Source organism: Burkholderia lata (genome assembly GCF_000012945.1).
Taxonomy (GTDB): Bacteria; Pseudomonadota; Gammaproteobacteria; order Burkholderiales; family Burkholderiaceae; genus Burkholderia; species Burkholderia lata.
In genome coordinates this window covers 3,522,045-3,545,021 of record NC_007511.1, presented here as the reverse complement: position 1 = coordinate 3,545,021, position 22,977 = coordinate 3,522,045, and the positions used below count along the sequence as shown (strand labels likewise).

The 22,977-nt window shown below is 64.5% G+C and carries 25 protein-coding genes; 11 read left to right on the top strand and 14 right to left on the bottom strand.

What is annotated here, in order from left to right:
- Positions 1 to 146: 146 nt before the first annotated feature.
- The 3 genes from BCEP18194_RS38390 to BCEP18194_RS38375 form a co-directional block, all read right to left on the bottom strand.
- Complete coding sequence (locus tag BCEP18194_RS38390; protein ID WP_011356730.1) at positions 147 to 935, bottom strand: hypothetical protein; 789 nt, start codon at positions 933 to 935, stop codon at positions 147 to 149.
- Between the two features lie 219 nt (positions 936 to 1,154).
- Positions 1,155 to 2,102 carry an aldo/keto reductase gene (locus BCEP18194_RS38385; RefSeq protein ID WP_011356729.1) on the bottom strand — a complete coding sequence of 316 codons (948 nt, stop codon included), beginning with the start codon at positions 2,100 to 2,102 and terminating at the stop codon, positions 1,155 to 1,157.
- 379 nt (positions 2,103 to 2,481) lie between these two features.
- Positions 2,482 to 3,102 (bottom strand): LysE/ArgO family amino acid transporter, encoded by a 621-nt coding sequence (locus tag BCEP18194_RS38375; protein ID WP_011356728.1) that lies wholly within the window; start codon positions 3,100 to 3,102, stop codon positions 2,482 to 2,484.
- Positions 3,103 to 3,212: 110 nt separating this feature from the next.
- Between BCEP18194_RS38375 and BCEP18194_RS38370 the strand changes: the two genes are divergently transcribed.
- Complete coding sequence (locus BCEP18194_RS38370) at positions 3,213 to 4,106, top strand: LysR family transcriptional regulator ArgP (protein WP_011356727.1); 894 nt, start codon at positions 3,213 to 3,215, stop codon at positions 4,104 to 4,106.
- A 53-nt stretch (positions 4,107 to 4,159) separates the two neighbouring features.
- Here the strand turns inward: BCEP18194_RS38370 and fnr are convergent, their stop codons facing one another.
- The 3 genes from fnr to BCEP18194_RS38355 all read right to left on the bottom strand — a co-directional run bounded on the left by fnr (position 4,160) and on the right by BCEP18194_RS38355 (position 6,480).
- Positions 4,160 to 4,906, bottom strand: a complete 747-nt coding sequence (gene fnr / locus BCEP18194_RS38365; RefSeq protein ID WP_011356726.1) for a fumarate/nitrate reduction transcriptional regulator Fnr — start codon at positions 4,904 to 4,906, stop codon at positions 4,160 to 4,162.
- Positions 4,907 to 5,009: 103 nt separating this feature from the next.
- Positions 5,010 to 5,477 carry a universal stress protein gene (locus BCEP18194_RS38360; RefSeq protein WP_011356725.1) on the bottom strand — a complete coding sequence of 156 codons (468 nt, stop codon included), beginning with the start codon at positions 5,475 to 5,477 and terminating at the stop codon, positions 5,010 to 5,012.
- 592 nt (positions 5,478 to 6,069) lie between these two features.
- Positions 6,070 to 6,480, bottom strand: coding sequence for a DUF3005 domain-containing protein (locus BCEP18194_RS38355; protein WP_011356724.1), 411 nt, complete (start codon positions 6,478 to 6,480; stop codon positions 6,070 to 6,072).
- Positions 6,481 to 6,758: 278 nt separating this feature from the next.
- Here BCEP18194_RS38355 and BCEP18194_RS38350 point away from each other — a divergent pair, with 278 nt between their 5' ends.
- Entirely contained in the window at positions 6,759 to 6,992 is a 234-nt protein-coding gene (locus tag BCEP18194_RS38350) for a hypothetical protein (protein WP_011356723.1), read from the top strand.
- A 137-nt stretch (positions 6,993 to 7,129) separates the two neighbouring features.
- Positions 7,130 to 8,050: a serine O-acetyltransferase EpsC gene (epsC, locus tag BCEP18194_RS38345; protein WP_011356722.1), complete on the top strand. Its 921-nt coding sequence runs from the start codon at positions 7,130 to 7,132 to the stop codon at positions 8,048 to 8,050.
- 45 nt (positions 8,051 to 8,095) lie between these two features.
- Here the strand turns inward: epsC and BCEP18194_RS38340 are convergent, their stop codons facing one another.
- The 3 genes from BCEP18194_RS38340 to BCEP18194_RS38330 all read right to left on the bottom strand — a co-directional run bounded on the left by BCEP18194_RS38340 (position 8,096) and on the right by BCEP18194_RS38330 (position 10,575).
- Positions 8,096 to 8,899: an SDR family oxidoreductase gene (locus tag BCEP18194_RS38340; RefSeq protein ID WP_011356721.1), complete on the bottom strand. Its 804-nt coding sequence runs from the start codon at positions 8,897 to 8,899 to the stop codon at positions 8,096 to 8,098.
- On the bottom strand, positions 8,899 to 9,531 hold the full coding sequence (folE, locus tag BCEP18194_RS38335) for a GTP cyclohydrolase I FolE (protein WP_011356720.1): 633 nt from the start codon (positions 9,529 to 9,531) through the stop codon (positions 8,899 to 8,901). Before folE ends, BCEP18194_RS38340 begins: the two co-directional genes overlap by 1 nt.
- Before the next feature lie 117 nt (positions 9,532 to 9,648).
- On the bottom strand, positions 9,649 to 10,575 hold the full coding sequence (locus BCEP18194_RS38330; protein WP_011356719.1) for a LysR family transcriptional regulator: 927 nt from the start codon (positions 10,573 to 10,575) through the stop codon (positions 9,649 to 9,651).
- Between the two features lie 116 nt (positions 10,576 to 10,691).
- Here BCEP18194_RS38330 and BCEP18194_RS38325 point away from each other — a divergent pair, with 116 nt between their 5' ends.
- From BCEP18194_RS38325 to BCEP18194_RS38295, 7 genes are all read left to right on the top strand, one after another.
- On the top strand, positions 10,692 to 11,924 hold the full coding sequence (locus BCEP18194_RS38325; protein WP_011356718.1) for a 4-hydroxybenzoate 3-monooxygenase: 1,233 nt from the start codon (positions 10,692 to 10,694) through the stop codon (positions 11,922 to 11,924).
- 143 nt (positions 11,925 to 12,067) lie between these two features.
- Entirely contained in the window at positions 12,068 to 12,781 is a 714-nt protein-coding gene (locus tag BCEP18194_RS38320; RefSeq protein WP_011356717.1) for a 3-oxoacid CoA-transferase subunit A, read from the top strand.
- A 19-nt stretch (positions 12,782 to 12,800) separates the two neighbouring features.
- Positions 12,801 to 13,457, top strand: a complete 657-nt coding sequence (locus BCEP18194_RS38315) for a CoA transferase subunit B (RefSeq protein WP_006482308.1) — start codon at positions 12,801 to 12,803, stop codon at positions 13,455 to 13,457.
- An 88-nt stretch (positions 13,458 to 13,545) separates the two neighbouring features.
- Positions 13,546 to 14,919 (top strand): 3-carboxy-cis,cis-muconate cycloisomerase, encoded by a 1,374-nt coding sequence (locus BCEP18194_RS38310; protein WP_011356716.1) that lies wholly within the window; start codon positions 13,546 to 13,548, stop codon positions 14,917 to 14,919.
- Complete coding sequence (gene pcaD / locus BCEP18194_RS38305) at positions 14,919 to 15,704, top strand: 3-oxoadipate enol-lactonase (protein ID WP_011356715.1); 786 nt, start codon at positions 14,919 to 14,921, stop codon at positions 15,702 to 15,704. The genes BCEP18194_RS38310 and pcaD overlap by 1 nt, the downstream gene beginning before the upstream one ends.
- Positions 15,705 to 15,714: 10 nt before the next feature.
- Complete coding sequence (gene pcaC / locus BCEP18194_RS38300) at positions 15,715 to 16,104, top strand: 4-carboxymuconolactone decarboxylase (protein ID WP_011356714.1); 390 nt, start codon at positions 15,715 to 15,717, stop codon at positions 16,102 to 16,104.
- Positions 16,105 to 16,379: 275 nt separating this feature from the next.
- Positions 16,380 to 17,738 (top strand): MFS transporter, encoded by a 1,359-nt coding sequence (locus tag BCEP18194_RS38295; protein ID WP_011356713.1) that lies wholly within the window; start codon positions 16,380 to 16,382, stop codon positions 17,736 to 17,738.
- A gap of 60 nt (positions 17,739 to 17,798) precedes the next feature.
- Here BCEP18194_RS38295 and BCEP18194_RS38290 read toward each other — a convergent pair whose 3' ends face one another.
- The 5 genes from BCEP18194_RS38290 to BCEP18194_RS40675 all read right to left on the bottom strand — a co-directional run bounded on the left by BCEP18194_RS38290 (position 17,799) and on the right by BCEP18194_RS40675 (position 21,475).
- Positions 17,799 to 18,047: a hypothetical protein gene (locus BCEP18194_RS38290; protein WP_011356712.1), complete on the bottom strand. Its 249-nt coding sequence runs from the start codon at positions 18,045 to 18,047 to the stop codon at positions 17,799 to 17,801.
- A gap of 110 nt (positions 18,048 to 18,157) precedes the next feature.
- Positions 18,158 to 18,772, bottom strand: a complete 615-nt coding sequence (locus BCEP18194_RS38285; protein ID WP_011356711.1) for a LysE family translocator — start codon at positions 18,770 to 18,772, stop codon at positions 18,158 to 18,160.
- A gap of 478 nt (positions 18,773 to 19,250) precedes the next feature.
- Positions 19,251 to 20,216: an alpha/beta hydrolase gene (locus tag BCEP18194_RS38280; protein ID WP_011356710.1), complete on the bottom strand. Its 966-nt coding sequence runs from the start codon at positions 20,214 to 20,216 to the stop codon at positions 19,251 to 19,253.
- Entirely contained in the window at positions 20,213 to 20,563 is a 351-nt protein-coding gene (locus tag BCEP18194_RS42495) for a RidA family protein (RefSeq protein WP_011356709.1), read from the bottom strand. Before BCEP18194_RS42495 ends, BCEP18194_RS38280 begins: the two co-directional genes overlap by 4 nt.
- A gap of 18 nt (positions 20,564 to 20,581) precedes the next feature.
- The gene (locus tag BCEP18194_RS40675; RefSeq protein WP_011356708.1) at positions 20,582 to 21,475 is read right to left on the bottom strand and encodes an MBL fold metallo-hydrolase; all 894 of its coding nucleotides are present in this window, start codon (positions 21,473 to 21,475) and stop codon (positions 20,582 to 20,584) included.
- Between the two features lie 73 nt (positions 21,476 to 21,548).
- Between BCEP18194_RS40675 and BCEP18194_RS40670 the strand changes: the two genes are divergently transcribed.
- A complete protein-coding gene (locus tag BCEP18194_RS40670) occupies positions 21,549 to 22,481 on the top strand; it encodes a LysR family transcriptional regulator (protein ID WP_011356707.1) in 933 nt (310 codons plus the stop codon).
- Positions 22,482 to 22,977 lie beyond the last annotated feature (496 nt).

Here is a 22,977-nt window from a genome sequence, read left to right as displayed (position 1 = left end):
ACGCGCTTGCAGTGGGGCGCTGTGGCTGCAAGCGCGATCAATGTCCGTCTGAGTCAACACAAGCGGCCGTGCCGGTCAAAACGCGATGGCGGTTTTCGGCTATGTGGTGTGCATTTCGCGACGCATGTGAGACAGGTGCCGCCGGCTTACCTTGACGAGGACGACGTCAGCCCGAGCGACACGTCCTGCTCGTAACCCATCTTGCCGCCGCGGTACTCGACGCTGACGTAGCCGGCCCGCCGCGCGTCGGCGACGTTGGCGTAGATCGACGTCATCACCATTCCCGCGTCGCAGTCGAGCGGGATCGTGCGGTCGATGCGGCCCGTCGCGATGTTCACGGCCCGCAGCGACTGCATCGCAATGCCGCACTTGTCGGACAGCGCATAGACACCGACCAGCATGTGGGTCTTCGTGCGATACCACATCGGAATATCGACTGTGCCGTTGAGCTGGAGGTGATCCTGATCGTTGTCGTTCAACCGCCCGACTTCGTTCAGCGTGATCGGGAGTGTCTTGCGGCCGTCGTCCCAGACGCCGGTTGCCGTTTTACCGGCGACGTTCAATGTGATCGGGCAGGGCTTCGGCCGCGATGGCGATGCGGCCGGCACGACCGGCGAGTCGGCGTTCGAGGCGGGCGGCGATGCTTCGCACAGCGTCACGCGGCCGTCGGGCTCGCGGTGGCCCTGCAGCGTGATCGGCCTGCGATGCGCGTCGTAGTAGTAGCTGCCGTCGACGCGCCAGCGGCCCGCGTCGTTGTGGTTGATGGCGTCGTAGGTCTGCAGCGAGACGTGGACGGGTGCATTGCCGATCGTGCCGGTGTAGTTCGTGACTTCGTACCAGCCTGCGTAAGACGCGGCCGGCGCGCACGCGAACAACACGGCGAGCATGGCGACGAACGGGGGAGCGTAGCGGGTGCGACGAGTGTTCCGGGACATGGGCGGTGTATGTGCGTGGTGTAGGCCTGGCCGTCACGGATATCGGTCCGGGGCCGCGTCGAGCCGTGCGGCGGGCCGCCCGGGCGCACGCCATTGTATCCATCTGCACTCACGGATTGCCCGCCTCCGCGAATGCGGCGGCAAGGGCGCGCACATGACGCAGGCCGGTCGCGGAACCGCGCGCATGGCGCGATCCGATCGACCGGCCCGCCACCGACTTCAGCCCGCGCTGGCCTCATCGATCCGGCGAATATCGTCCTGATCGAGCTGAACGCGGATCGCTTCGCCGAGCGATTCCAGCTGCGCCAGCGACGTCGCGCTGGCGATCGGCGCGGTGATCGTCGGCCGTGCGATCTGCCAGGCGAGCGCGATCGCGGCCGGTTGCGTGCCGTGCTTCTCGGCCACCGCATCGAGGGCTGCGAGGATGCGCAGCCCGCGCTCATTGAGATACCCGGCGACGCGATCGCCGCGCACGCTCTTCTTCAGGTCGGCCTCGCTGCGGTACTTGCCCGACAGGAAGCCGCTCGCGAGCGCGTAGTAGTTGACGACACCGAGCTTCAGGTCGCGCACGACCGGTTCGAGATCGCGTTCGTAGTCGGCGCGGTCGAGCTGGTTGTATTCGGGCTGGATGACCTGGTACGCGGGCAGGCCGTCGCGCTTGCTGATGTCGGCCGCTTCGCGCAGGCGTGCGCCGCTGTAGTTCGATGCGCCGATGATTCGCACCTTGCCCGCGTCGATCAGCGTTTGATAGGCGCCGAGCGTTTCTTCGAGCGGGGCCGTATCGGCGAGATCGCTGTGCGAGAAATACAGGTCGATGTAGTCGGTCTGCAGGCGGCGCAGCGAATCGTCGGCGGCCTTCAGGATGTTGTCGCGGGTCAGCCCTGCGCGCGTGGCCAGCAGGCCGACCTTGGTCGAGATCACGACCTGCTCGCGCTTGCCGGAACGCTTGAGCCACTTGCCGATGATCGTTTCCGATTCGCCGCCACTGTTGCCGGGGGCCCAGGCCGAATAGACGTCGGCCGTGTCGATGAAGTTGATGCCGGTATCGGCGAGCGCGTCGAGCAGCGCAAACGACGTGTTCTCGTCGACGGTCCAGCCGAAGACGTTGCCGCCGAACGTGAGCGGCGAAACCTGGATGTTCGACGTGCCGAGGGTGCGTAGTGCCATGTTCTGCTCCGATTTCTGCGGGGTGACGGAATGGAACTGCGGGATGGGCCGAGACGACTACGGCGAGACGACGAGGTACGTGGCGTGGTCACGCCGTTGTCGCGGGACGCCGGACATTCTCGCCGATCGCTTCGATTCGTGCAGTCAGCGCGCCGTCGCGATGGCGGACGGTTTGACGCGGATGACGGACACGCCATCCGTTGCGTGAGTGTTTCGCGTGGCTGCGTTCGATCGGGAACCGATTATTTGTCGCGGCTGGCGCGACGGGGCGCGGAACGGAGTGCGGAGGGAGGCGGGCGGGAGGGCGGATGCTCCGGCATTGCGCCGGAGCGGGCGGGACGACGGGCGGCAAGCGGCCGCCCGTGCGACGGTGAGCAGGTCAGCGCAACTGCACGGCCGCGAGAAACAGCACCATGCTGCCGATCGCACCATCGAGCACGCGCCACGCCACCGCTTTGCGGAACCACGGCGCGAGCAGTCGCGCACCGTAGCCGAGCCCGAGGAACCACACGAGGCTGACCGACATCGCGCCGATCGCGAACGCGAGCCGCGCGCCTTCCGGCTCGCGTGCGCCGGCCGTGCCGATCAGCAGGAACGTGTCGAGATACACGTGCGGGTTGAGCCACGTGAACGCGAGCGTCATCAGCACGATAGCCAGGCCGCTCTGCGGCGGCGGCGCAACCGCGTCGCCGCGCACGTCGAGCGTTTCGTGGCCCGGCTTGAACGCGCGGCGCAGCGCGTTGATGCCGAACCACGCGAGATACGCGAGGCCGACGTACAGCACCGCGTGGACAAAGGTCGGATAGCGTTCGACGAGCACCGATGCGCCGCCGACGCCCGCGCCGATCAGGATCATGTCGGACAGCGCGCACAGCAGCACGATCTTGCCGACGTGCGAGCGCATGATGCCCTGCCGCAGCACGAATGCGTTCTGCGCGCCGATGGTGACGATAAGTGAACCGCAGAGTGCGGCGCCGTGGGAAAAAGCGAGCCAGTTCATGGTGGGTGACAGCAGTGGGAGTAGTAGACGGATGAATCGGGTAGCGCTAGTCTGCGGTCAGCATGAAAATAAGAGAAGCTAATTCACCTAATGCAGATTAAGGAAATCTAATGCTCGACTACGCGTTGCTCGATGCCCTCGCGGCCGTGATCCGGCACGGCTCGTTCGAGCGGGCGGCCAAGGAGCTGAATGTCACCGCGTCGGCCGTGTCGCAGCGCGTGAAACTGCTGGAGGAGCGGGTCGGCAGCGTGCTCGTCAAGCGCGGGCAGCCGTGCGTCGCGACGACGTCGGGTGCGCTGCTGTGCCGGCATACCGAGCGCGTGCAGCTGCTCGAGGCCGAGCTGGGCGGCCGGATGCCGGCGCTGCCGGGCCAGATCGCGAGCGCGTGGCCGACGTTGCGCGTGGCCGTCAACGACGACAGCGTCGCGACGTGGTTCATCGACGCGGTCGGGCCGTTCTGCACGGAGCGCGAAACGTTGCTCGACCTCGTGATCGACGACCAGGATTACACCGCTTCGCGCATTCGCGACGGCAGCGTGCAGGGCGCGGTGACCGCACAGGCCGAGCCGATCCAGGGATGCAGGTCGGAGCGACTGGGGCGCATTCGCTATCGCGCGGTGTGCTCGCCGGCGTTCTACGAACGCTACTTTGGCGCGGGCATCACGCGCGATGCGCTGCGCCGCGCGCCGTGCGTGATGTTCAATCCGAAGGACGGGCTGCAGGCGCGTTTCATCCGGCGCGTGACGCGCGCGGATCTCGATCCGCCGCAGCACTGGATACCGCACGTCGCAGGCTACCTGCGTGCATGCGAAACGGGATTGGGATGGGGAATGTGTCCGGACCGGATGGTCGACCGCCAACTGGCGGCGGGCGAACTGGTCGACATGTCGCGCGGGCGAACGATCGACATCGACCTTTACTGGCAGAGCTGGCGCTTGTCGATCGGCTGGCTCGACGATTTCAGTGCGGCGCTGAAGGCACGCGCCGCACTGTTTCTCGATTGACCGATTGCGTGACGCACGCGGCGCGCGAGATGCGCGCGCCGTGCGGCATCACGTCAGACGTGATGCAAACCGTCGAAATCGACGATCTGGACGTGGCGGCCCTGCATTTCGATCAGGCCGCGCTTCTGGAATTTCGACAGCGTGCGGCTGACCGTTTCGAGCGTCATGCCGAGGTAGCTGCCGATGTCTTCGCGCGTCATCCGCAGGTTGAATTCCGACGGCGAGTAACCGCGCTTCAGGTAGCGTGACGACACATCGAGCAGGAACGCGGCGACACGTTCTTCGGCATTCAGCGAACCGAGCAGCATCGTTTGCGACGTTTCGCGCACGATCTGTTCGCTCATCAGCTTGTGCATGCGCAACTGCATTGAACCGGCTTCCGAGCACAGCGTCTTGAGTGCGCTGTACGGAATCACGCAGACCGAGCTGTCTTCCAGCGCGACCGCGGTGCGCGGATGCGTGTCGTCGCAGATGCCGTCGAGGCCGAGCGCTTCGCCGGCGAGGTGCAGGCCCGTGACCTGCTCGCGGCCATCGTGACGTGTTGCGACGGTTTTCAGCGAACCCGAGCGCACTGCGTACAGGTTGTCGAATGCGTCGCCTTCGCGGAACAGTGCTTCGCCGCGCTTGACGGGGCGCGCTGCGCAGATGACCGACTCGAGGCGACTGAGCGCTTCGGGTGCCAGGCCCTGCGGCATGCACAGGTGCCGCATTGCGCACGTCGAGCAGTGCGCGGCCTGGCGAGGAGCCCAGCTACCGGCATGAGGCGTGGCGGCGGGACGTGTGGCGACGGGCGTCAGCATGATCGTTTACTCCGGCGTTGAATCGACGGAATCATTGTCCCACCGCAACTTGCCGCTGTCGGGTGACAAAACGTCGCGACCGCCCGCGCATGCCGAACGCCGCTTACGCGGCCGGTTCGTCGACGTTGGCAGCCGCCGGAATCAGCAGCACGGGCAGCGTCGCGTGGCGCACGCATTGCTCGGCGATGCTGCCGAGCACGAGACGGCGGAACCCGCGGCGGCCGTGCGTGCCGAGCACGAGCAGATCGGCATCGAACGCTTTCGCGCCGTCGAGGATCAGCGACGACACGTCGTTGAGCGACGTCGCTTCGCTCAGCTTCGTCTCGCCCTTCACGCCCGCTGCCTGCATCAGCGCGGTGAAATCCTTCGCGAGCGCGTTGCCCTGCGCGACGAGCTGGTCGCGCAGCACGGACGGATCGTAGCCGGGAACGTTGTAGTAGATCGCGGCGTTCTCGACGACGTAGAACGGTTGCAGCTCGGCGCCGTGCGATTTCGCGAGTGCCAGCGCGGCATCGAACGCATGGCGGGACGTGTCGCTGCCGTCGACGGCAACCAGAATACGCTTGTACATAGTGTCTCCGAGTGGCGGGTTGAAGCGAAGTCGGCCGGATGGCCGATCGGGATGGGCAATGCGCAATGCTGCGAGGCAGAGTAAACCAATGGCCGGGACTTTGCAGTGAGGTGCCGGTCGTGCCGCGCGGCGGTGAGCGATGCACTTGGCGCATGCTGCGCCGCGTGACGCGTCACGCATGTCGCGTGTCGCGTGTCGCGCGGCGTGGTGGTCGCTGTCGCCTGCATCGTCGGCGGGAAGGCACGCGCGCGCATCGGTGTCGCGTGTCGCACATGCACATGCACATGCACATGCATCGCCGCACATGACGCGCATACCGACCGCATCGACACGACAGTCACGCGGATGCGTCACCCGCATCGACATTCAATCGCAACCGCGCCGTTTCGACATGACCTCGATCAACGCATGTGCGTCAGTGCGATTCACGACGTGCATGGCGTCGCCGGTGCCGCTGCGCGGAATCATTCGTTCGTGCATCGTGCGGTTGCCGGTACCCGGTCGGCACACGAGCGCGTACGCCGATCCCCAGCCATCGGCTGTTGGCCGATACCGGTTCGCAAACGAACGATCGATTCAAACGCCGCGCCGGCTATCTCGGCACGGCCGTCAGCTCGAATACGCGCTCCGGACGCCGCTGGTGGCCGGGCCAGTACGCGCTGCCGTACATCCGGTGGACCGGGCCGAACAGCGCGTCGCTCATGGGCGGTGGCGCGTCGAAGCCCTTCTCGATCACCATGTAGCCGGCACGCAGCGCGAACGCCGGATGATTGCCGCCGGGGCGGCTGTCGAAACCGGCGAAACCGTCGCCGGCTTCCGGCATCGCATTGACGAGCGACGCGTTGCTGCGCGTGATTTCGTCGGGCGAGATCGGCCCGCCGCCGGCGAGGCGCGCCGCCTCGCGGTTCTTGCCGTCGGTATCGACCGTGCTGTCGTGCGTGTCGTCGTTGTCGAGCTCGATGCTGCGGGGACGCGAACGATCGGTTTGACCGGATGATTCCATCGCGGCTCTCCTCGCGGCGAAGCGTTCCGGATCGAAGCAAATCCCGTTCCGGGCGTGACGGGAAAAGGCGCGCGGGCGATCGCCGCGGTCGCGCGACGCGCACTGATTTGTCATGATTTATTTCAGCTAGAAGACGCGTTTTCTACAGAGTATGATTCTTTTCCTGCGAAGCGGCGACAGGGGATTCAGTCGCGCCGCCTCTGCCCGCGCCGGGGGGCCGCAGCACCCTTAAAGACGGGTAGTGAACAACAAATCAAGGGACTAGAGGTGGCGGATTCATGCAAGCGACTACTGCCTTCACGCACCGCGGTTATCTGTTGAACTGCGCGCCCGCGCGCGCCAGTGACGGTTCGTTCAAACCCTACGTCGTGATCTCCCGATCGAGCGACGGGGAACTCGTTGCGAACCGGTTTTTTCCGATCGAGCTCCAGTTCAACGACGAAGGCGACGCAATCGCGCACGCACGCGATTGGGCCGTGCGTTGGATCGACGCGAGCAGCATCACGATCTGACGCCGCCGCGCGTCGGCGCCATCGGCCGTCCGGCCGATTCCCGGTGTGCCGCTCCCGGACAAAAAACGCGGTAATCTTGCGGAACCCGTCACTTTATTAGCGGCCGTGCGACCGAGCGCGGCCGCCTGCATTGGCATATGTCGACATCACCCGCCCGTCAGTGGGGCCTTGAAGAAATCGTTGCCGGCTTGCGCGAGTCGCGCGAGGAACTCCATCGCACGCGCCATCCGCGCGGCATCCGCGAACTGCCGTCGCGCGATGCAATCTGCAAGATTGTGACCGGCCTGCGCGCGTCGATGTTTCCGACGCACTACGGCGCACCGGACCTGACCGATGAAAGCGTCGACTTCTACGTCGGCCACACGCTCGAAAGCACGCTGCGCATCCTGTCCGAACAGATCCGCCGTGCGCTGCCGTTCCTGCCCGAGCATGTCGATACGCCGTTCGCCGAGCTCGACGAACGCGCGTTCGAAATCGCGCGCGAATTCGGCCGGCAGTTGCCGGCGGTGCGCGCGCTGCTCGTCAGCGACATCCAGGCCGCGTATGCGGGCGATCCGGCCGCGCAGCACATCACCGAGATCCTGCTGTGCTACCCGGGCGTGCTGGCGATGATGCATCACCGGCTCGCGCATGCGCTGCACCGGCTCGGCGTGCCGCTGCTCGCGCGATTCATCAATGAAATCGCCCACTCGGCCACCGGCATCGACATCCACCCGGGTGCGCACATCGGCCCGAGCTTCTTCATCGACCACGGCACGGGCGTCGTGATCGGCGAGACGGCGATCATCGGCGAGCGCGTGCGCGTGTACCAGGCCGTCACGCTCGGCGCGAAGAGCTTCCCGGCCGATGGCGAAGGTGCACTGGTCAAGGGTAATGCGCGGCACCCGATCGTCGAGGACGACGTGGTGATCTACGCGGGCGCGACGATTCTCGGCCGCGTGACGATCGGGCGCGGCTCGGTGATCGGCGGCAACGTGTGGCTCACGCACAGCGTGCCGCCCGGCACGAGCGTCGCGCAGGGCAAGGTGCGCGAAGGCGGGAGCGCCGACAAGCCGTAACGCGGCGCGCGGCCGTCGGTTGCCGGCCGCCGCCGCGCGCGCCGGTCAGTGCTTGCCGTCGGGCGCGCGGTGCTTGTACAGCACGTCCTGGTCGACACGGATCAGGTTCTGCCCCGCATCGACGACGAAATCCACGCCGTTGTACGCGTTGCCCGTCAGCATCAGGATCGCGCTCGCGACGTCGTCGGGGCCCGCGATGCGCGCAAGCGGCGTCGATGCGCGGCTCGCGTGTTCGAAGTCGGCCTGCGTCTGGTCGTCGCTCGGCAGCATCAGCCCGGGGAATACCGCATTCACGCGCAGCACCGGCGCGGACGACAGCGCGAGCATCTGCGTGAGGTTGCCCAGCGCGGCCTTCGCGACCGTGTAGCTGAAATGGTCGCGGTGAAAGTTTTCCTTGATCTTCTGGTCGACCACATTCACGACGACACCCTGCGTGCCGGCCGCGCGGGCCCGTTCGTAGAACGCGCGCGTGAGCAGGATCGGCGCGCGGCAGTTGACGGCCCACGCCTGGTCGAACGCCGCGAGGTCGAAGCTCGGGAAATGGTCCTGCCAGAATACCGACGCATTGTTGACGAGCACGTCGAGGCGCCCGAAGCACGCATACACCTGGTCGATGAGCGCGGTGATCTGCGCGGCATCCGCCAGGTCAGCCTGCAGCGCGACTGAATCGTGTCCGCTCTCGGCAATCGCACGGGCCGCTGCCTGCGCGGCATCGGCCGAACGGTCGTAATGCACCGCGGTGCGATAGCCGTGCGCGGCGAAATACTCGGCGAACGCGCGCCCGGCCCGGCGCGCGGCGCCGGTCACGAGCACGACGGGCGCATGCGCCGCTTGCTTCGTCTGCGCCATTACGTATTCGTCAGGTTCACTGAAGAAGGATTCGCGACGATCGACAGGAATTCGCGCCGCGTCGACGGATCGGTGCGGAACGTGCCGAGCATGCGCGACGTGACCATCTCGACGCCCGGCTTGTGCACGCCGCGCGTCGAGATGCACTGGTGCGCGGCTTCGAGGATCACGCCGACGCCCTTCGGCTGCAGCACGTCGAACAGCGTGTCGGCGATCTGCACGGTCATCTTTTCCTGGATCTGCAGGCGTTTCGCGAATGCGTCAACGAGGCGCGCCAGCTTCGAGATACCGACCACGCGATGATTCGGCAGATACGCGACGTGCGCGCGGCCGATGATCGGCACCATGTGGTGCTCGCAGTAGCTCTCGAAGCGGATGTCCTTCAGCACGATCATTTCGTCGTAGCCGTCGACTTCGCTGAAGGTGCGCGCGAGGATGTCGCGCGGCTCCAGCGCATAGCCGGCGAAGAACTGTTCATAGGCGCGCACGACACGTGCGGGCGTGTCGATCAGGCCTTCGCGCGCGGGATCGTCGCCGGCCCAGCGCAACAGCACGCGAACCGCGTCTTCTGCTTCTTCACGGCTCGGGCGGGATGCGGCCGGCTCCGGCCGCGCGGACTTCTTTTTACCCATCTATCTGCTCCATCGAATGCCGCCGCCGGGGCGGCGCGGAATCCGGGCATTGTTTCATGCTTTCGCGGGGCGCGCGCGGGGCCTGGGGCCCGTCCTTCGCGGAAAGAGGCCTGGCACTCACTTCGGCCATTCGTCCTGCTCGTCGTTGAACAGTGAGGCGACGACGCCGCGCAGCCACGCGGTGCGCGGATCGTTGTGGTACTTGCGATGCCAGTGCTGCTTCAGGTCGAAGCGCGGCAGCGCGAGCGGCGGCTCGACGGGCACGATGAACGCGTGCTCGGCCGCATACGCATAGCCGATCGCATGCGGCACCGTCGCGATCAGGTCGGTACGGCTCAGGATGAACGGCAGGCTCATGAAGTGCGGCGTCTCGAGCACCGCGCGGCGCTGCATGCGCTGCTTCGCGAGATATTTCTCGAGCACCTCCTGGCTGCGGCCTTCGGCCCGCACCACCGCGTGCCCGCACCCGAGGAACTGCTCGACCGTGAACGGCGGCGCCTGTTCGAACGGATGGCCGCGCCGCATCAGGCACACGAACCGGTGTGTGAACAACCGCTGCTGGAAGAAGTTGTTGCCGTCGAGATCGGGGAAGTAGCCGACCGCGAGATCGATCGTCCCGGCTTCGAGGCCGCGTCCGACTTCGTCGTGCGCGAGCGAGACCGAGCGCAGGTTCGCGTACGGCGCGCGCGTCGCGAACGCCTGCAGCAGCTTCGGCAGGAACACGATCTCGCCGACGTCCGACAGCGCGATCGAGAACGTGTGCGTGCTCGCGGCCGGGTCGAAGTCGTGCGGCGCGACGAGGCCGCGCTCGATCTGCGCGAGTGCGTCGCGGGCGGCCGGCAGCAACGCGAGCGCGCGCGGCGTCGGCTCCATTCCGCGCGACGTGCGCACGAACAGCGGATCGCCGAAGTACTCGCGCAGCCGGCCGAGCGCGGTACTCACGCGCGGCTGGCTGACGCCGAGCAGGTCGCCCGCGCGGCTCACGTTGCGCGTGTCGTCGAGTGCGACGAGGTAGGGAATGAGGTTCAGATCGAGCGCATCCATCGCCAGGCCAGTATCGTCAAAACGTATACAACATATCTCCTGAATCGCGTTGCCGCATAGTCGGGAAAGCGCTCAAATGTGTTCGACGATTCGAATTAATGTTCAGGAGACGAACAATGCGCACCCAAGTCGCGATCATCGGCGCCGGCCCGTCCGGCCTTTTGCTGTCCCATCTGCTGCGCCTGCAAGGCGTCGATTCCATCCTCGTCGAAGCGCGTTCGCGCGAATACTGCGAGAACCGCATCCGCGCCGGCGTGCTGGAGCAGGGCACGGTCGACACGCTGAACGACGCCGGCCTCGGCGAGCGGATGCGCCGCGAAGGGCTCGAACACCACGGCATTGAGCTGCTGTTCTCGAGCCAGCGCCATCGCATCGACCTGTCCGCGCTCACCGGCGGGCGCGCGATCACCGTCTACAGCCAGCACGAAGTGGTGCGCGACCTGATCGCGGCCGGCGTCGAGCATGGCCACGCGATGCACTTCGACGTGAGCGACGTCGCGTTGCACGACGTCGAAGGCGAGCACCCGTTCGTCACGTTCAAGCACGCCGACGGCCGCGCAGACCGCATCGACTGCGACTACATCGCCGGCTGCGACGGCTTCCACGGCATCGCGCGCCAGACGATTCCGGCCGAGCGGCTGAACACGTTCGAGCGCGTCTATCCGTTCGCGTGGCTCGGCATTCTCGCCGACGCGGCACCGTCGCTCGACGAACTCGTCTACGCGCATCACGACAACGGTTTCGCGCTGTTCTCGATGCGCTCGCCGACGGTCACGCGCCTGTACCTGCAGTGCAAGCCCGACGAAGACCTCACCGAATGGTCCGACACGCGGATCTGGGACGAATTGCACACGCGCTTCTCGAACGACACCGGCTGGACGCCGACCGAGGGCCGGATCACGCAGAAAAGCGTGACGCCGATGCGCAGCTTCGTGTCCGAGACGATGCAGCACGGGCGCCTGTTCCTCGCCGGCGACGCCGCGCACATCGTGCCGCCGACCGGCGCGAAGGGGATGAACCTCGCGGTGGCCGACGTCCGTGCGCTGTCCCGCGCGCTCGGTGCGCGCTACCGCACCGGCGACGCGACGCCGCTCGACACGTATTCGGCGACCTGCCTCGAACGCGTGTGGCGCGCCGAGCACTTCTCGTACTTCATGACGAACATGCTGCACTCGTCGCCGGAAGACTCGCCGTTCGTCAATCGCCTGAAGTTTGCCGAGCTGAAATACGTGACGCGCTCGCGGGCTGCCGCGCAGGCGCTCGCCGAAAACTACGTCGGCTTGCCGTTCGACGACGCAGCGGCCCCCGAGGCAACCCGCCTTGACAACGCGCTGTGCGCGACTCTATGATCGGCCCATCGTTCGCTAATCGAATCTAGGTTCGAATAGCGAACAAATACCGGAGTCGATATCGGCCCCGGCGCGGCACGCGGCACGCGCGTGTCCGCTCGACAGGCCGCGCATCGAGCCGCGGGTTCGTATCAGGAAGAGACATGGTCAACAAGATTTTCGAATCGCTTCAGTCGGCGGTGGCCGACATCCACGACGGCGCGACAATCATGATCGGCGGCTTCGGCACGGCAGGCATGCCGTCCGAGCTGATCGACGCGCTGATCGAACAGGGCGCGCGCGACCTGACGATCGTCAACAACAACGCGGGCAACGGCGAGACGGGCCTCGCGGCGCTGCTGAAGGCGAAGCAGGTGCGCAAGATCATCTGCTCGTTCCCGCGCCAGAGCGACTCGCAGATCTTCGACGGGCTGTACCGCGCCGGCGAGATCGAGCTGGAGCTCGTGCCGCAGGGCAACCTCGCGGAGCGCATCCGCGCGGCGGGCGCCGGCATTGGCGGTTTCTTCACGCCGACCGGCTACGGCACCAAGCTCGCGGAAGGCAAGGAAACGCGTGTGATCGACGGCAAGCCGTATGTGTTCGAGACGCCGATCCACGCCGACTTCGCGCTCGTGAAGGCGTACAAGGGCGATCGCTGGGGCAATCTTGTGTATCGAAAGACCGCGCGCAATTTCGGGCCGATCATGGCCAGCGCCGCGAAGGTCGCGATCGTGCAGGTGTCGGAAGTCGTGCCGCTCGGCGCGCTGAACCCGGAACACATCGTGACGCCGGGCATTTTCGTCCAGCGCATCGTCGAGGTGCCGCAGGCCGCGCACGCGGCCGAGCTGGCCGCCGAACACGCATCGCAAGCCGCCTGACCGCCCGAGGAGCATTCAAATGAAACGACTGACCCGCGATGAAATGGCCAAGCGCGTCGCCCAGGACATCCCCGAAGGCGCGTACGTGAACCTCGGCATCGGCGTGCCGACGCTGGTGGCGAACCACCTCGACCCGAGCAAGGAAATCTTCCTGCACAGCGAGAACGGGCTGCTCGGCATGGGCCCCGCGCCCGCGCCCGGCGAGGAAGACGACGAGTTGATCAACGCCGGCAAGCAGCACGTGACGCTGCTCACCGGCGGCGCGTATTTCCACCATTCGGATTCGTTCGCGATGATGCGCGGCGGCCACCTCGACTACTGCGTGCTCGGCGCGTTCCAGGTGTCGGCGAACGGCGACCTCGCGAACTGGCACACGGGCGCACCCGATGCGATTCCTGCGGTCGGCGGCGCGATGGATCTCGCGATCGGTGCGAAGCAGGTGTTCGTGATGATGGAGCACCTGACGAAGCAGGGCGAAAGCAAGATCGTCGCGCAGTGCTCGTATCCGGTCACCGGCGTGCAGTGCGTGAGCCGCATCTATACGGATCTCGCCGTGCTCGACGTGACGGCCGACGGCCTCGCCGTGAGCGAGATCTTCACCGACCTGTCGTTCGACGAACTGCAGAAGCTGACCGGCGTGCCGCTGATCGACGCGACGCAAAAGGCCGCTGCCTGAACCGCAGGCGTGCCGGCGCGGGCGCTTGCGCGCAGGCCGGCACGCTTGGGTGGACAATAGGCGCACGCCGTTTCCCCAATCTGATGCCATGCTCGAAGACAGCGCCCGCCTGACCTCCCTCATCTGCGGCACCGAGCCGCTCAACCGGATCTGGTCGCCCCGCGCGACGATCCAGCGGATGCTCGACGTCGAGGCCGCGCTCGCGCGTGCGCTCGCCGCGCAGCAGGTGATTCCCGCCGCCGCGGTCGCGCCGATCGAACACGCGTGCGATGCAAGCCGGCTCGACGCCGACGCGCTCGCGCACGGTGCGGCGCTCGGCGGCAATCTCGCGATTCCGCTCGTCAAGCAGCTCACCGCGCAGGTGAAGGCCGACGATCCCGAGGCCGCGAAGTTCGTGCACTGGGGCGCGACGAGCCAGGACATCATCGATACCGCCACCGTGCTGCAGTTGCGCGACACGCTCGACGTGCTCGAGCCGATGCTCGACGAAGCGTGCGCGTCGCTCGCGACGCTTGCGCGCACGCATCGCGCGACGCCGATGATCGGCCGCACGTGGCTGCAGCAGGCACTACCGATCACGCTTGGCCTGAAATTCGCGCAATGGCTCGATGCGCTGCTGCGCCATCGCGCGCGCTTCGCCGAATTGCGCGAGCGTGCGCTCGTGCTGCAGTTCGGCGGCGCGGCCGGCACGCTTGCGAGCCTGCGCGAGCACGCGGCCGGCGTCACGGCGGCGTTGGCAGCGGACCTGAAGCTCAAGGCGCCGGCCGTGCCGTGGCACACGCAGCGCGACCGTATCGCGGAAGCCGCATCCTGCTTCGGGATGCTGACCGGTACGCTCGGCAAGATTGCACGCGACGTGTCGCTGCAGATGCAGACCGAAGTCGGCGAACTCGGCGAGCCCGTTGCCGCCGGCAAGGGCGGCTCGTCGACGATGCCGCACAAGCGCAACCCGGTCGGTTGCGCAGCCGTGCTGACGGCTGCCGTACGTGCGCCGAACCTCGTCGCGACGGTGTTCGCGGGGATGGTCCAGGAACACGAACGCGCGCTCGGCGGTTGGCAAGCCGAATGGGATGCACTGCCCGATCTCGCGCGCCTGACCGGCGGCGCGCTTGCGCAGATCGCACAGATCGTCGCGGGCCTCGACGTGAACACCGAACGCCTGGCCGCGAACCTCGACCTGACGCGCGGACTGATTCTCGGCGAAGCGGTGATGCTCGCGCTCGGCGACAAGATTGGCCGGCTCGACGCGCATCACGTCGTCGAACATGCGTCGAAGGAAGCCGTACGCACGGGCGCGACGCTGTTCGACGTGCTCGCCGCCGATGCGACCGTATCGACGCACCTGTCGCGCGACGCGCTCGCGCGGCTGCTGGATCCCGCTCATTACGTCGGCGAGGCGCAGGCCTACGTCGACGCCGTGCTCGCGCTGCACGCGGGCGCGCAATCACCAGGAGAACATTGATGCCTTTCGCCACTGTCAACGGCGTGAAACTGCATTACCGGATCGACCGTGCCGTGCGCGACGACGCGCCGTGGCTCGTCTTCTCGAACTCGCTCGGCGCCGACCTGCAGATGTGGGCACCGCAGATCCGTCCGCTCACGCAGCACTTCAACGTCCTGCGCTACGACACGCGCGGCCACGGCCATTCCGATGCGCCGGCCGGTTCGTACACGGTCGAGCAGCTCGCCGGCGACGTGATCGGCCTGCTCGACCACGTCGGCATCGCCCGCGCACACTTCTGCGGAATCTCGATGGGCGGGCTGACGGGTGCTGCGCTGGCCGCACGCTTCCCGACGCGCATCGTTCGCGCGGTGCTGTCGAATACCGCCGCGAAGATCGGTTCGCCGGAAGTGTGGGCGCCGCGTGCGCAGAAGGCGCGTGCAGAAGGGATGGCCGCGCTCGCCGACGCCGTGCTGCCGCGCTGGTTCACCGACGCGTTCGTCGAGCGCGAGCCGCGCCTGTTCGATGCGATCCGCGACACCTTCGTGCATACCGACAAGGATGGCTATGCGGCGAACTGCGACGCGCTGAACGCAGCCGACCTGCGCGAAGAAGTGAAGGGTATCGCGCTGCCGGTGCTCGTCGTGACCGGCGCGAAGGACATGTCGACGCCGCCCGACCAGGGCCGCGCGCTGGCCGCCGCGATTCCGGGTGCGCAGCACGTCGAATTCGACGCCGCGCATATTTCGAACATCGAGTGCACCGACGGCTTCAACCGCGCGCTGCTCGATTTCCTGACCGCGTGAGGCACCGGCGATGGATGACCAGGAACGTTACGAAGCAGGGATGAAGGTGCGTCGCGCGGTGCTCGGCGATGCGCACGTCGACCGCTCGATCGAGAACCGCACCGAGGTGACCGACGAATTCCAGAACCTGATCACGCGCTATGCGTGGGGCGAGATCTGGACGCGCGACGGCCTGCCGCGCCATACGCGCAGCCTGCTGACCATCGCGATGATGGTCGCGCTGAACCGTGGCGAGGAACTGGCGCTGCACCTGCGCGCCGCGCGCAACAACGGCGTGACGCGCGACGAGATCAAGGAAGTGCTGCTGCAGACCGCGATCTACTGCGGCGTGCCGGCTGCGAATTCCGCGTTCCATTTGGCAGACAAGATCTTCAAGGAACAAGACGGGGCCGCCGGTTAAGCGCCGGGCGTAGTCCGAGCTTGCTTCGAGGCCTGCCGATGGTTGGCGGGCCTCGACGATGAATGAACGCGCCGGCAGAGCATCGGCGCGCGGCGCACCGGATGGCCGGTGCGCGAACAAAGGCAAGACGCGGTTCCGAGGTCGCGTCGCTGATAAACAAATGAGCTTTGCATAGGGTCCCGGCAAGCGCTAAAGCGCCAACCTGGATCGACCGCGAAGCATGGGATCCAGGCAAGCACCAAACCGCCAACCTGGATCGACACAGGAGACTAGCGATGAATCGCACACCCGTGGTCGATGTCCAGACCTTCATCAACGAGCAGCCGTTCGGCGGTTTTCAATGGCTCGTATTCCTCATGTGTTTCGTGATCGTGCTGCTCGACGGCTTCGATACGGCTGCGATCGGCTTCATCGCGCCGTCGCTGCTCGGCGAATGGAACCTCACCAAGCCGGATCTCGCACCGGTGCTGAGCGCCGCGCTGTTCGGCCTCGCATGCGGTGCGCTCGTGTCGGGCCCGCTGTCCGACAAGCTCGGGCGCCGCTCGCTGCTGATCGGCTCGGTATTCCTGTTCGGCGTCGCATGCCTGATGTCCGCATTCTCGACGACGATCGGACACCTGACCATCCTGCGTTTCATCACCGGCGTCGGGCTCGGTGCGGCGATGCCGAACGCGGTCACGATGATGGGCGAATTCTGCCCGGACAAGCGCCGCGCGACCGTGATCAACCTGATGTTCTGCGGCTTCCCGCTCGGCGCCGCGTTCGGCGGTTTCCTGGCTGCATGGATGATTCCGCATTTCGGCTGGCGCAGCGTGCTGATCCTCGGTGGCGTGACGCCGCTGCTGCTCGGCGTGCTGTTGCTGCTGAAGATGCCGGAATCGGTGCGCTTCATGGTCGCCAACCATCACGCCGTCGACAAGATCCGCTCGACGCTTGCGCGCATCTCGCGCGACGCGCTGAACGCCGGCTCGTTCGCGATGACCGAAGCCGCGCCGCAGACGGGCAGCAAGGGCCTCGGCGTCGTGCTGTCGCGCTCGTACATCGTCGGCTCGGTGATGTTGTGGCTCGCGTACTTCATGGGGCTCGTGATCTTCTATGCGTCGATCAACTGGATGCCGATCCTGCTGAAGGATGCCGGCCTGACGCCGAAGAGCGCGACGCTAATCTCCGCGCTGTTCCCGCTCGGCGGCGTCGGGGCGGTGCTGTGCGGCGTGCTGATGGACCGCTTCAACGCGAACCGCGTGATCGCCGTGTGCTACGCGCTGACGGCGGTGAGCGTCTATGCGATCGGGCAGGCGGCCGGCAACGTCGGGCTGCTCGTGCTGGTCGTGTTCGTGGCCGGCGTGCTGATGAACACCGCGCAATCGTCGATGCCGGCGCTTGCCGCCGCGTTCTACCCGACCGAGGGGCGTGGTACGGGTGTCGCGTGGATGCTCGGCGTCGGCCGCTTCGGCGGGATTGCGGGATCGTTCCTCGTCGCCGAGCTGACGCGCCGGCATTTCTCGTTCGCGGGCGTGTTCGCGACGATCGCCGTCGCGGGCTTGCTCGCGTGTGTCGCGCTGCTGGTCAAGCAGATGGCGCGGCCGCATGGCGTGACGCAGCCGGCAGGCAAGATCGAATCGCTCGGGCATTGAGCGAAGCGCGGGCCGGTGCGATGCGCCGGCCCGCCGATACGGCGGCCGTGGGGCCGCCGGTTATTCTTCCGCGTCGTGTTGCTTCACGAAGTTGCGCAGATACGCGCGCAGCGCGGCCTCCCGGCTGCGATGATCGGCGAGGTTCGCGGCGCCCATGTCTTCCTCTTCGCCGAACATCGTCGGCGGCGCGCTGTAGATACCGATCTCGATGTCTTCGCGCAGCACGCGAATCTCGTGCGTGAGCGGGTGATACTCGGCGATCCAGTGCATCCCCTCGATGTGTTCGCCCGCCCTCAGCAGTGGCTTCATCGACACTCTCCCGGCAGCAGCGGCGCAACCGGCCAAGCGGTTGCGCGCGCCCGTTACAAAAGGGTACGCCTGCATCGGGCGAATCTCAACGGGCGCGCGGTGAGCGCTCACTACGCCAGCAGGTGCGCGACCAGCGGATACAGCGACAGGATCAGCAGCACGGCCATCGTCACGTTGAAGATGCGCAGTGCGCGGGGGTTCGACAGGAAGCGGCGCAGGCCGAGGCCGAATGCGGCCCACAGGCAGATGCACGGGAAACCGATCAGGATGAACACGACGGCCATCCATGCGGCGTTCAGCCCGTAGTCGGCGGACAGGCGAACCGTCGTCGCGGCCGTCAGCACCATCATCCACGCTTTCGGGTTGATCCACTGGAATGCGGCGGCTTCGATGAGCGTCATCGGCCGCGGCTTGCCGCCGTGCGCCTTCACTTCGCCCGACGTGCCGATGCGCCACGCGAGATACAGCAGGTACGCGACGCTCGCAGCTTCGAGGATCGTGTACAGCAGCGGCATGCGCTTGAACGCTTCGCCGAGGCCGAAACCGACGCAGAGCATCAGGATCGCGACGCCGATGCTGATGCCGAACAGGTGCGGCATGGTGCGGCGGAAACCGAAATTGACGCCGGATGCGAGCAGCATCGTGTTGTTCGGGCCGGGCGTGATCGACGTGACGAGCGCGAACAGCATGCCGGCGGGCAACGCGCTCAAGGTGAGGAATTCCATCGCGGATTCTCCATTCGGTTCTGGACTGGGATGGAGGTCAGTTTAGCGACGGTTTTCTGTACAGTACCGGTACAGTTGACTTGACGAATGCCGGTACGGGGAGGGAGGGGGAGAGGTTGCGGGCTTCTGTTGTTGTTGTCTCTCAGAAAAGATGTCCGCAGTCTCAATAAGTTGTCTTTGAATAAAAGGCGACATATCAGTGGCTGTCAGCCCAATTTATGTCATCCCGAGCGGATGCGAGGTCAATCTTTGCAATCGAAGAATTTTTGCGCAATTTTCGATCGATAGCATCGTATCGTTGACGTCTCATTTGACAGTGAGCGCAGCAGTTTCGCCCCCGATGCGTGTGCAAGGTCCCGGGGCTGCCTTTACTGCGGGTTGTCGGTGCAGTGGGGTGAAAGTTTGTGGCGAGAGTCGGCGCACGATCCTGGGAGTTCGATCTTTCTCGACACGAGATAGCGAGTACGAGTGGCGGCGCCTACGCTCCGCGAAATCTGCTAAATACTTGGTCAAGAAAGACTGCGACCTCGCCAATCAGAACCGTTGCCTCAGGAATCAGGCCACCCATCGTCAGAAAGCCATGTATCTGACCTGGATAGTGCTGATGACGAACCGAGACACCCGCATCGCGAAGTCGGGCGGAATATGCGGCGCCTTCGTCACACAACGGATCATGGCCACAAGTCACGACATACGCTGCCGGCAAGGTGGCAAAAGTGGGAGCCCTGAGCGGTGACGCTTTCCAGTCGAGGCGATCTTCGCCTACCGGCAAATATTGATCTGCGAACCAATCGAGACTTGCTTTTGTCAACGTCGGTCCAAGCGAGAACTGCTCGAGTGACGCTGTATTCGCCGCGAAGTCGGTGGCAGGATAGAGCAGTACTTGCGCGATCGGCTGATGCCCGCCCGCGTCGCGCAATAGGTGTGTGAGAACCGCCGCGAGGTTGCCACCCGCACTGTCACCACCCACGGCGATCTTTGTCGCATCGATGTTCAATGACGACGCGTGTTCAAGAATGTAAGCGTACGCAGCTTGCGCGTCTTCGATTGCCGCCGGAAACGGATGTTCAGGAGCGAGTCGATAATCGACCGCCATCACCGAGATTCGCGCCGTGCTGGCTATCGCTCGGCAGGCGTTGTCATGGGTGTCGAGATCCCCGGACACCCAGCCGCCGGAATGGAAGAAGAGCAGGCATGGAAGCTGGGATCCGTCGTCCGTTCCCCACCCGCGATAACAGCGGAGTCCGAGTTTTCCGTCCGGGTGCACGACTTCGAGATCCCGAACCGAGGAAACCTGAACCGGCTGCGACGCAAGCGCTTTGCGACTTGTGCGAAATGCAACGCGCGCCTGCTCGGGGGACCCGGCTTCCGGGCCCAAAGCCCCGCTTTCGCGCGCGAGCGCAACCACGCGTGCCGCGCCCGGGTCCAGCGGAAACTGACTCATGCGCTACCTCCCGACCATGCCACCGCCTCGATCTCGACAAGTGCCTCGGGGACGGTCAATCCACATACCACCGTCGATCGCGCCGGTCGATGTGCCCCAAACACGCTCGCGTATGCGGCGTTGAACGCTTCGAAATCTGACGCACGGCGAAGCCAGACCGTGGTTTTACCGATGTCCGTCAAGCCAAGACCCGAAGGTGCGAGCAGCGATGCAATGCGTTGCAGTATGACGCGCGTCTGATGCACCACGTCTCCCTCAATATGCCCTTCAGCATCGAATGCGAGTTGGCCGGAAGTGAAAATTATTTCTCCCGATCGGACGGAAGGTGAAAGGTGTGGTTGAGTCAATGGAATAGTCCCGATAGTTCAAGCGAAGATCCAGCGGAAGTTGTTCGACTCCCGCTTCACGTAACCTGCTGAATTCGCGCCAAAGTGCGCAGGTAAAACCAGTGCACCGGATTCAGCCGTATATTCGAGCATCCAGCGCCTCGACTTGCGTGCCGCATCCTGGTTCTCGCAGAAGGCGGAGTTCCATTCCGGTCGGTAAATCTGAATCGGGTTGTGAATGACGTCGCCACTGAAAAATGCGTGGCCTCCACCTGACCGGATACTGATCGACATATGGCCGGGAGTGTGCCCGGGAGTGGGGTGAAACATCACGCCTTCGATCACTTCTGCACCAACGTCGGGAACAACATCGACAAGACCCGCATCGACAATCGGACGCACGCTGTCTTCGTAGACGCCAGGAGAGACGATATTCCTGAAAGTATCGCCGGCAGCCCAGTCATGCTCGCCGCGAGACCAGAGATAACGCGCAGACGGAAACGTCGGAACCCAGGCTCCGCCCGACAGATGCGTGTTCCAGCCAACGTGATCGCTGTGAAGATGAGTACAAAATACAAAATCGACGGCATGCGGATCTATGCCGTTAGTCTTCATTCGTTCGAGGTATCCGGTATTAAGGTTGTTGAATGCTTCGATGTGACGTACTCGACCATCTCCGATTCCGGTATCGACGATGAACAACAGATTTGGTGTTCGGACGACCCAGGAGTTCACATAGACGATCGCACTTCTGCGATCAGGTGTTAAAACCCCTTCGTGCAGATTTTGGAGCTGCGCTTCAGTCAGATTGTCCTGCCATTCCGGAAACAGAAAGGTCACCGGGAATTCGAATGAAATTTCGGTGATACGTGTGATTTCCATATCACCCACGTGAAATCGGGGTGCTGCAATTACTGAGATATCGACGCTCATCTGACTCTCATAGTGATGGCTGAACGAATCTACTATACTCAGGCTACGCTAATACATCCAATCGATACCAGGCATGGAAACTATCGATCATTTCGATCTGCGTTCGTTCGACATGAATCTGTTGATCGCATTCGATGCGCTGATGCAGGAACGCAGCGTGACGCGCGCAGCCGCAAAACTACGGATCCAGCAACCGGCAATGAGCCACTCGTTGTCGACGTTGCGTCTGCTGCTCAGAGACGAACTGTTCATCAGAGTCGGGCGGACATTACAGCCGACCCCGCGAGCATTATCGTTGCAGCATACGGTCCGGAGTTCATTGCTGCAGTTGCAGGAAGCATTGAAAACGGAAGAGTCATTCGATCCGTCGAACGCACGGCGAGACTTCCGCGTTGCAATGACAAACGGAATCGAATCGCTGCTCCTACCGGATATGGTTGCCCGCTTCCGGACCGACGCTCAAGGCATGACGTTGCTGGCGCGTTCGGTCGATCCGCAGGACATGCCCGACATGCTCGATCGTGGTGAACTGAATCTAGCTATCGGTTGCTACGAAAGCACCCATCCCTGGATACGACGACACGAGCTATTTAATGAAACACTGACCTGTTGTTTCAATCCTGATCTGCTTCCGATCAAAACACCGATTGACGAACAAACCTATGTTGAAACGCCACACGTAGTTGTATCAATGCGAAATACAATATTAGGTTGTCTCGAAGATGCATTGCGCGATGCACGCGTCGAACTCAATATCGTTTCTGCCGGCCCCAATTTTCTCGCAGTGCTAATGATGGCAGCGGACACCCCCGTTCTCACGACGTTGCCATCACGCATTGCACTTCGGTATGCGGATCGTTTTGGTCTTTCGACCTGCCCCGTTCCGATTTCATTCTCCGCAAATCCGATCGCGATGGTATGGCATGCCCGTGAAGATCGGGAGCCAGGGAGCGAATGGCTGAGACGGCTAGTTAGAGAGCTGTGCCCCTTCGAGCGAGCTGATTGAACGTGAGCGGTTCGCATGCCGATCAAATCAAATTCCCTACCCGGGCTCACGGTATCAATTGATCTAGTGCCAGGCGCCCACCCGGCAACGCCAACTGATGCAGGCCTGTCCATGGCGCTGCTTGTCGCCAAATTCCGTCGAGGAACCTCGGCAGGGTCGTGCCATTCCCGAAGACAAATTTTCAGAGAATTTCTGCGGCCAAGGATATCTTTTCTGAGATGAGAGGTGCGCAGTTTTCTCAGAAAAGATATCGAAGTTCTTGATTTATCTAGGGGGCCAAAGCCCCCTTTTCTGAGAGCCCACACTGGTGTTGTCTCTCAGAAAAGATGTCCGTGGTCTCAAGACGTTGGCAGCCCAGTGACGTCAACAGGGTTTCGGCTGGCGCTATCAACCACAGAGGCGAACAAATTCTAGATCGCGAGTGGCTTGCCCGCGAACTCCTCGATCGGGTTTGCCGCGACCAATTTCTGATCTGCTGGAGACTGCTTTTGTACTT

Coding starts and splice junctions, on each gene's coding strand:
- BCEP18194_RS40675 (WP_011356708.1), bottom strand. CDS start 21,475: ATGAGCGTCGATATCTCAGTAATTGCAGCACCCCGATTTCACGTGGGT.
- epsC (WP_011356722.1), top strand. CDS start 7,130: ATGTCGACATCACCCGCCCGTCAGTGGGGCCTTGAAGAAATCGTTGCC.
- BCEP18194_RS38330 (WP_011356719.1), bottom strand. CDS start 10,575: ATGGATGCGCTCGATCTGAACCTCATTCCCTACCTCGTCGCACTCGAC.
- BCEP18194_RS38360 (WP_011356725.1), bottom strand. CDS start 5,477: ATGTACAAGCGTATTCTGGTTGCCGTCGACGGCAGCGACACGTCCCGC.
- BCEP18194_RS38385 (WP_011356729.1), bottom strand. CDS start 2,102: ATGGCACTACGCACCCTCGGCACGTCGAACATCCAGGTTTCGCCGCTC.
- BCEP18194_RS38370 (WP_011356727.1), top strand. CDS start 3,213: ATGCTCGACTACGCGTTGCTCGATGCCCTCGCGGCCGTGATCCGGCAC.
- BCEP18194_RS38310 (WP_011356716.1), top strand. CDS start 13,546: ATGCTCGAAGACAGCGCCCGCCTGACCTCCCTCATCTGCGGCACCGAG.
- BCEP18194_RS38325 (WP_011356718.1), top strand. CDS start 10,692: ATGCGCACCCAAGTCGCGATCATCGGCGCCGGCCCGTCCGGCCTTTTG.
- BCEP18194_RS40670 (WP_011356707.1), top strand. CDS start 21,549: ATGGAAACTATCGATCATTTCGATCTGCGTTCGTTCGACATGAATCTG.
- BCEP18194_RS38295 (WP_011356713.1), top strand. CDS start 16,380: ATGAATCGCACACCCGTGGTCGATGTCCAGACCTTCATCAACGAGCAG.
- BCEP18194_RS38375 (WP_011356728.1), bottom strand. CDS start 3,102: ATGAACTGGCTCGCTTTTTCCCACGGCGCCGCACTCTGCGGTTCACTT.
- BCEP18194_RS38350 (WP_011356723.1), top strand. CDS start 6,759: ATGCAAGCGACTACTGCCTTCACGCACCGCGGTTATCTGTTGAACTGC.
- BCEP18194_RS38355 (WP_011356724.1), bottom strand. CDS start 6,480: ATGGAATCATCCGGTCAAACCGATCGTTCGCGTCCCCGCAGCATCGAG.
- BCEP18194_RS38290 (WP_011356712.1), bottom strand. CDS start 18,047: ATGAAGCCACTGCTGAGGGCGGGCGAACACATCGAGGGGATGCACTGG.
- BCEP18194_RS38315 (WP_006482308.1), top strand. CDS start 12,801: ATGAAACGACTGACCCGCGATGAAATGGCCAAGCGCGTCGCCCAGGAC.
- BCEP18194_RS38280 (WP_011356710.1), bottom strand. CDS start 20,216: ATGAGTCAGTTTCCGCTGGACCCGGGCGCGGCACGCGTGGTTGCGCTC.
- BCEP18194_RS38285 (WP_011356711.1), bottom strand. CDS start 18,772: ATGGAATTCCTCACCTTGAGCGCGTTGCCCGCCGGCATGCTGTTCGCG.
- fnr (WP_011356726.1), bottom strand. CDS start 4,906: ATGCTGACGCCCGTCGCCACACGTCCCGCCGCCACGCCTCATGCCGGT.
- pcaD (WP_011356715.1), top strand. CDS start 14,919: ATGCCTTTCGCCACTGTCAACGGCGTGAAACTGCATTACCGGATCGAC.
- BCEP18194_RS38340 (WP_011356721.1), bottom strand. CDS start 8,899: ATGGCGCAGACGAAGCAAGCGGCGCATGCGCCCGTCGTGCTCGTGACC.
- BCEP18194_RS38320 (WP_011356717.1), top strand. CDS start 12,068: ATGGTCAACAAGATTTTCGAATCGCTTCAGTCGGCGGTGGCCGACATC.
- pcaC (WP_011356714.1), top strand. CDS start 15,715: ATGGATGACCAGGAACGTTACGAAGCAGGGATGAAGGTGCGTCGCGCG.
- BCEP18194_RS38390 (WP_011356730.1), bottom strand. CDS start 935: ATGTCCCGGAACACTCGTCGCACCCGCTACGCTCCCCCGTTCGTCGCC.
- folE (WP_011356720.1), bottom strand. CDS start 9,531: ATGGGTAAAAAGAAGTCCGCGCGGCCGGAGCCGGCCGCATCCCGCCCG.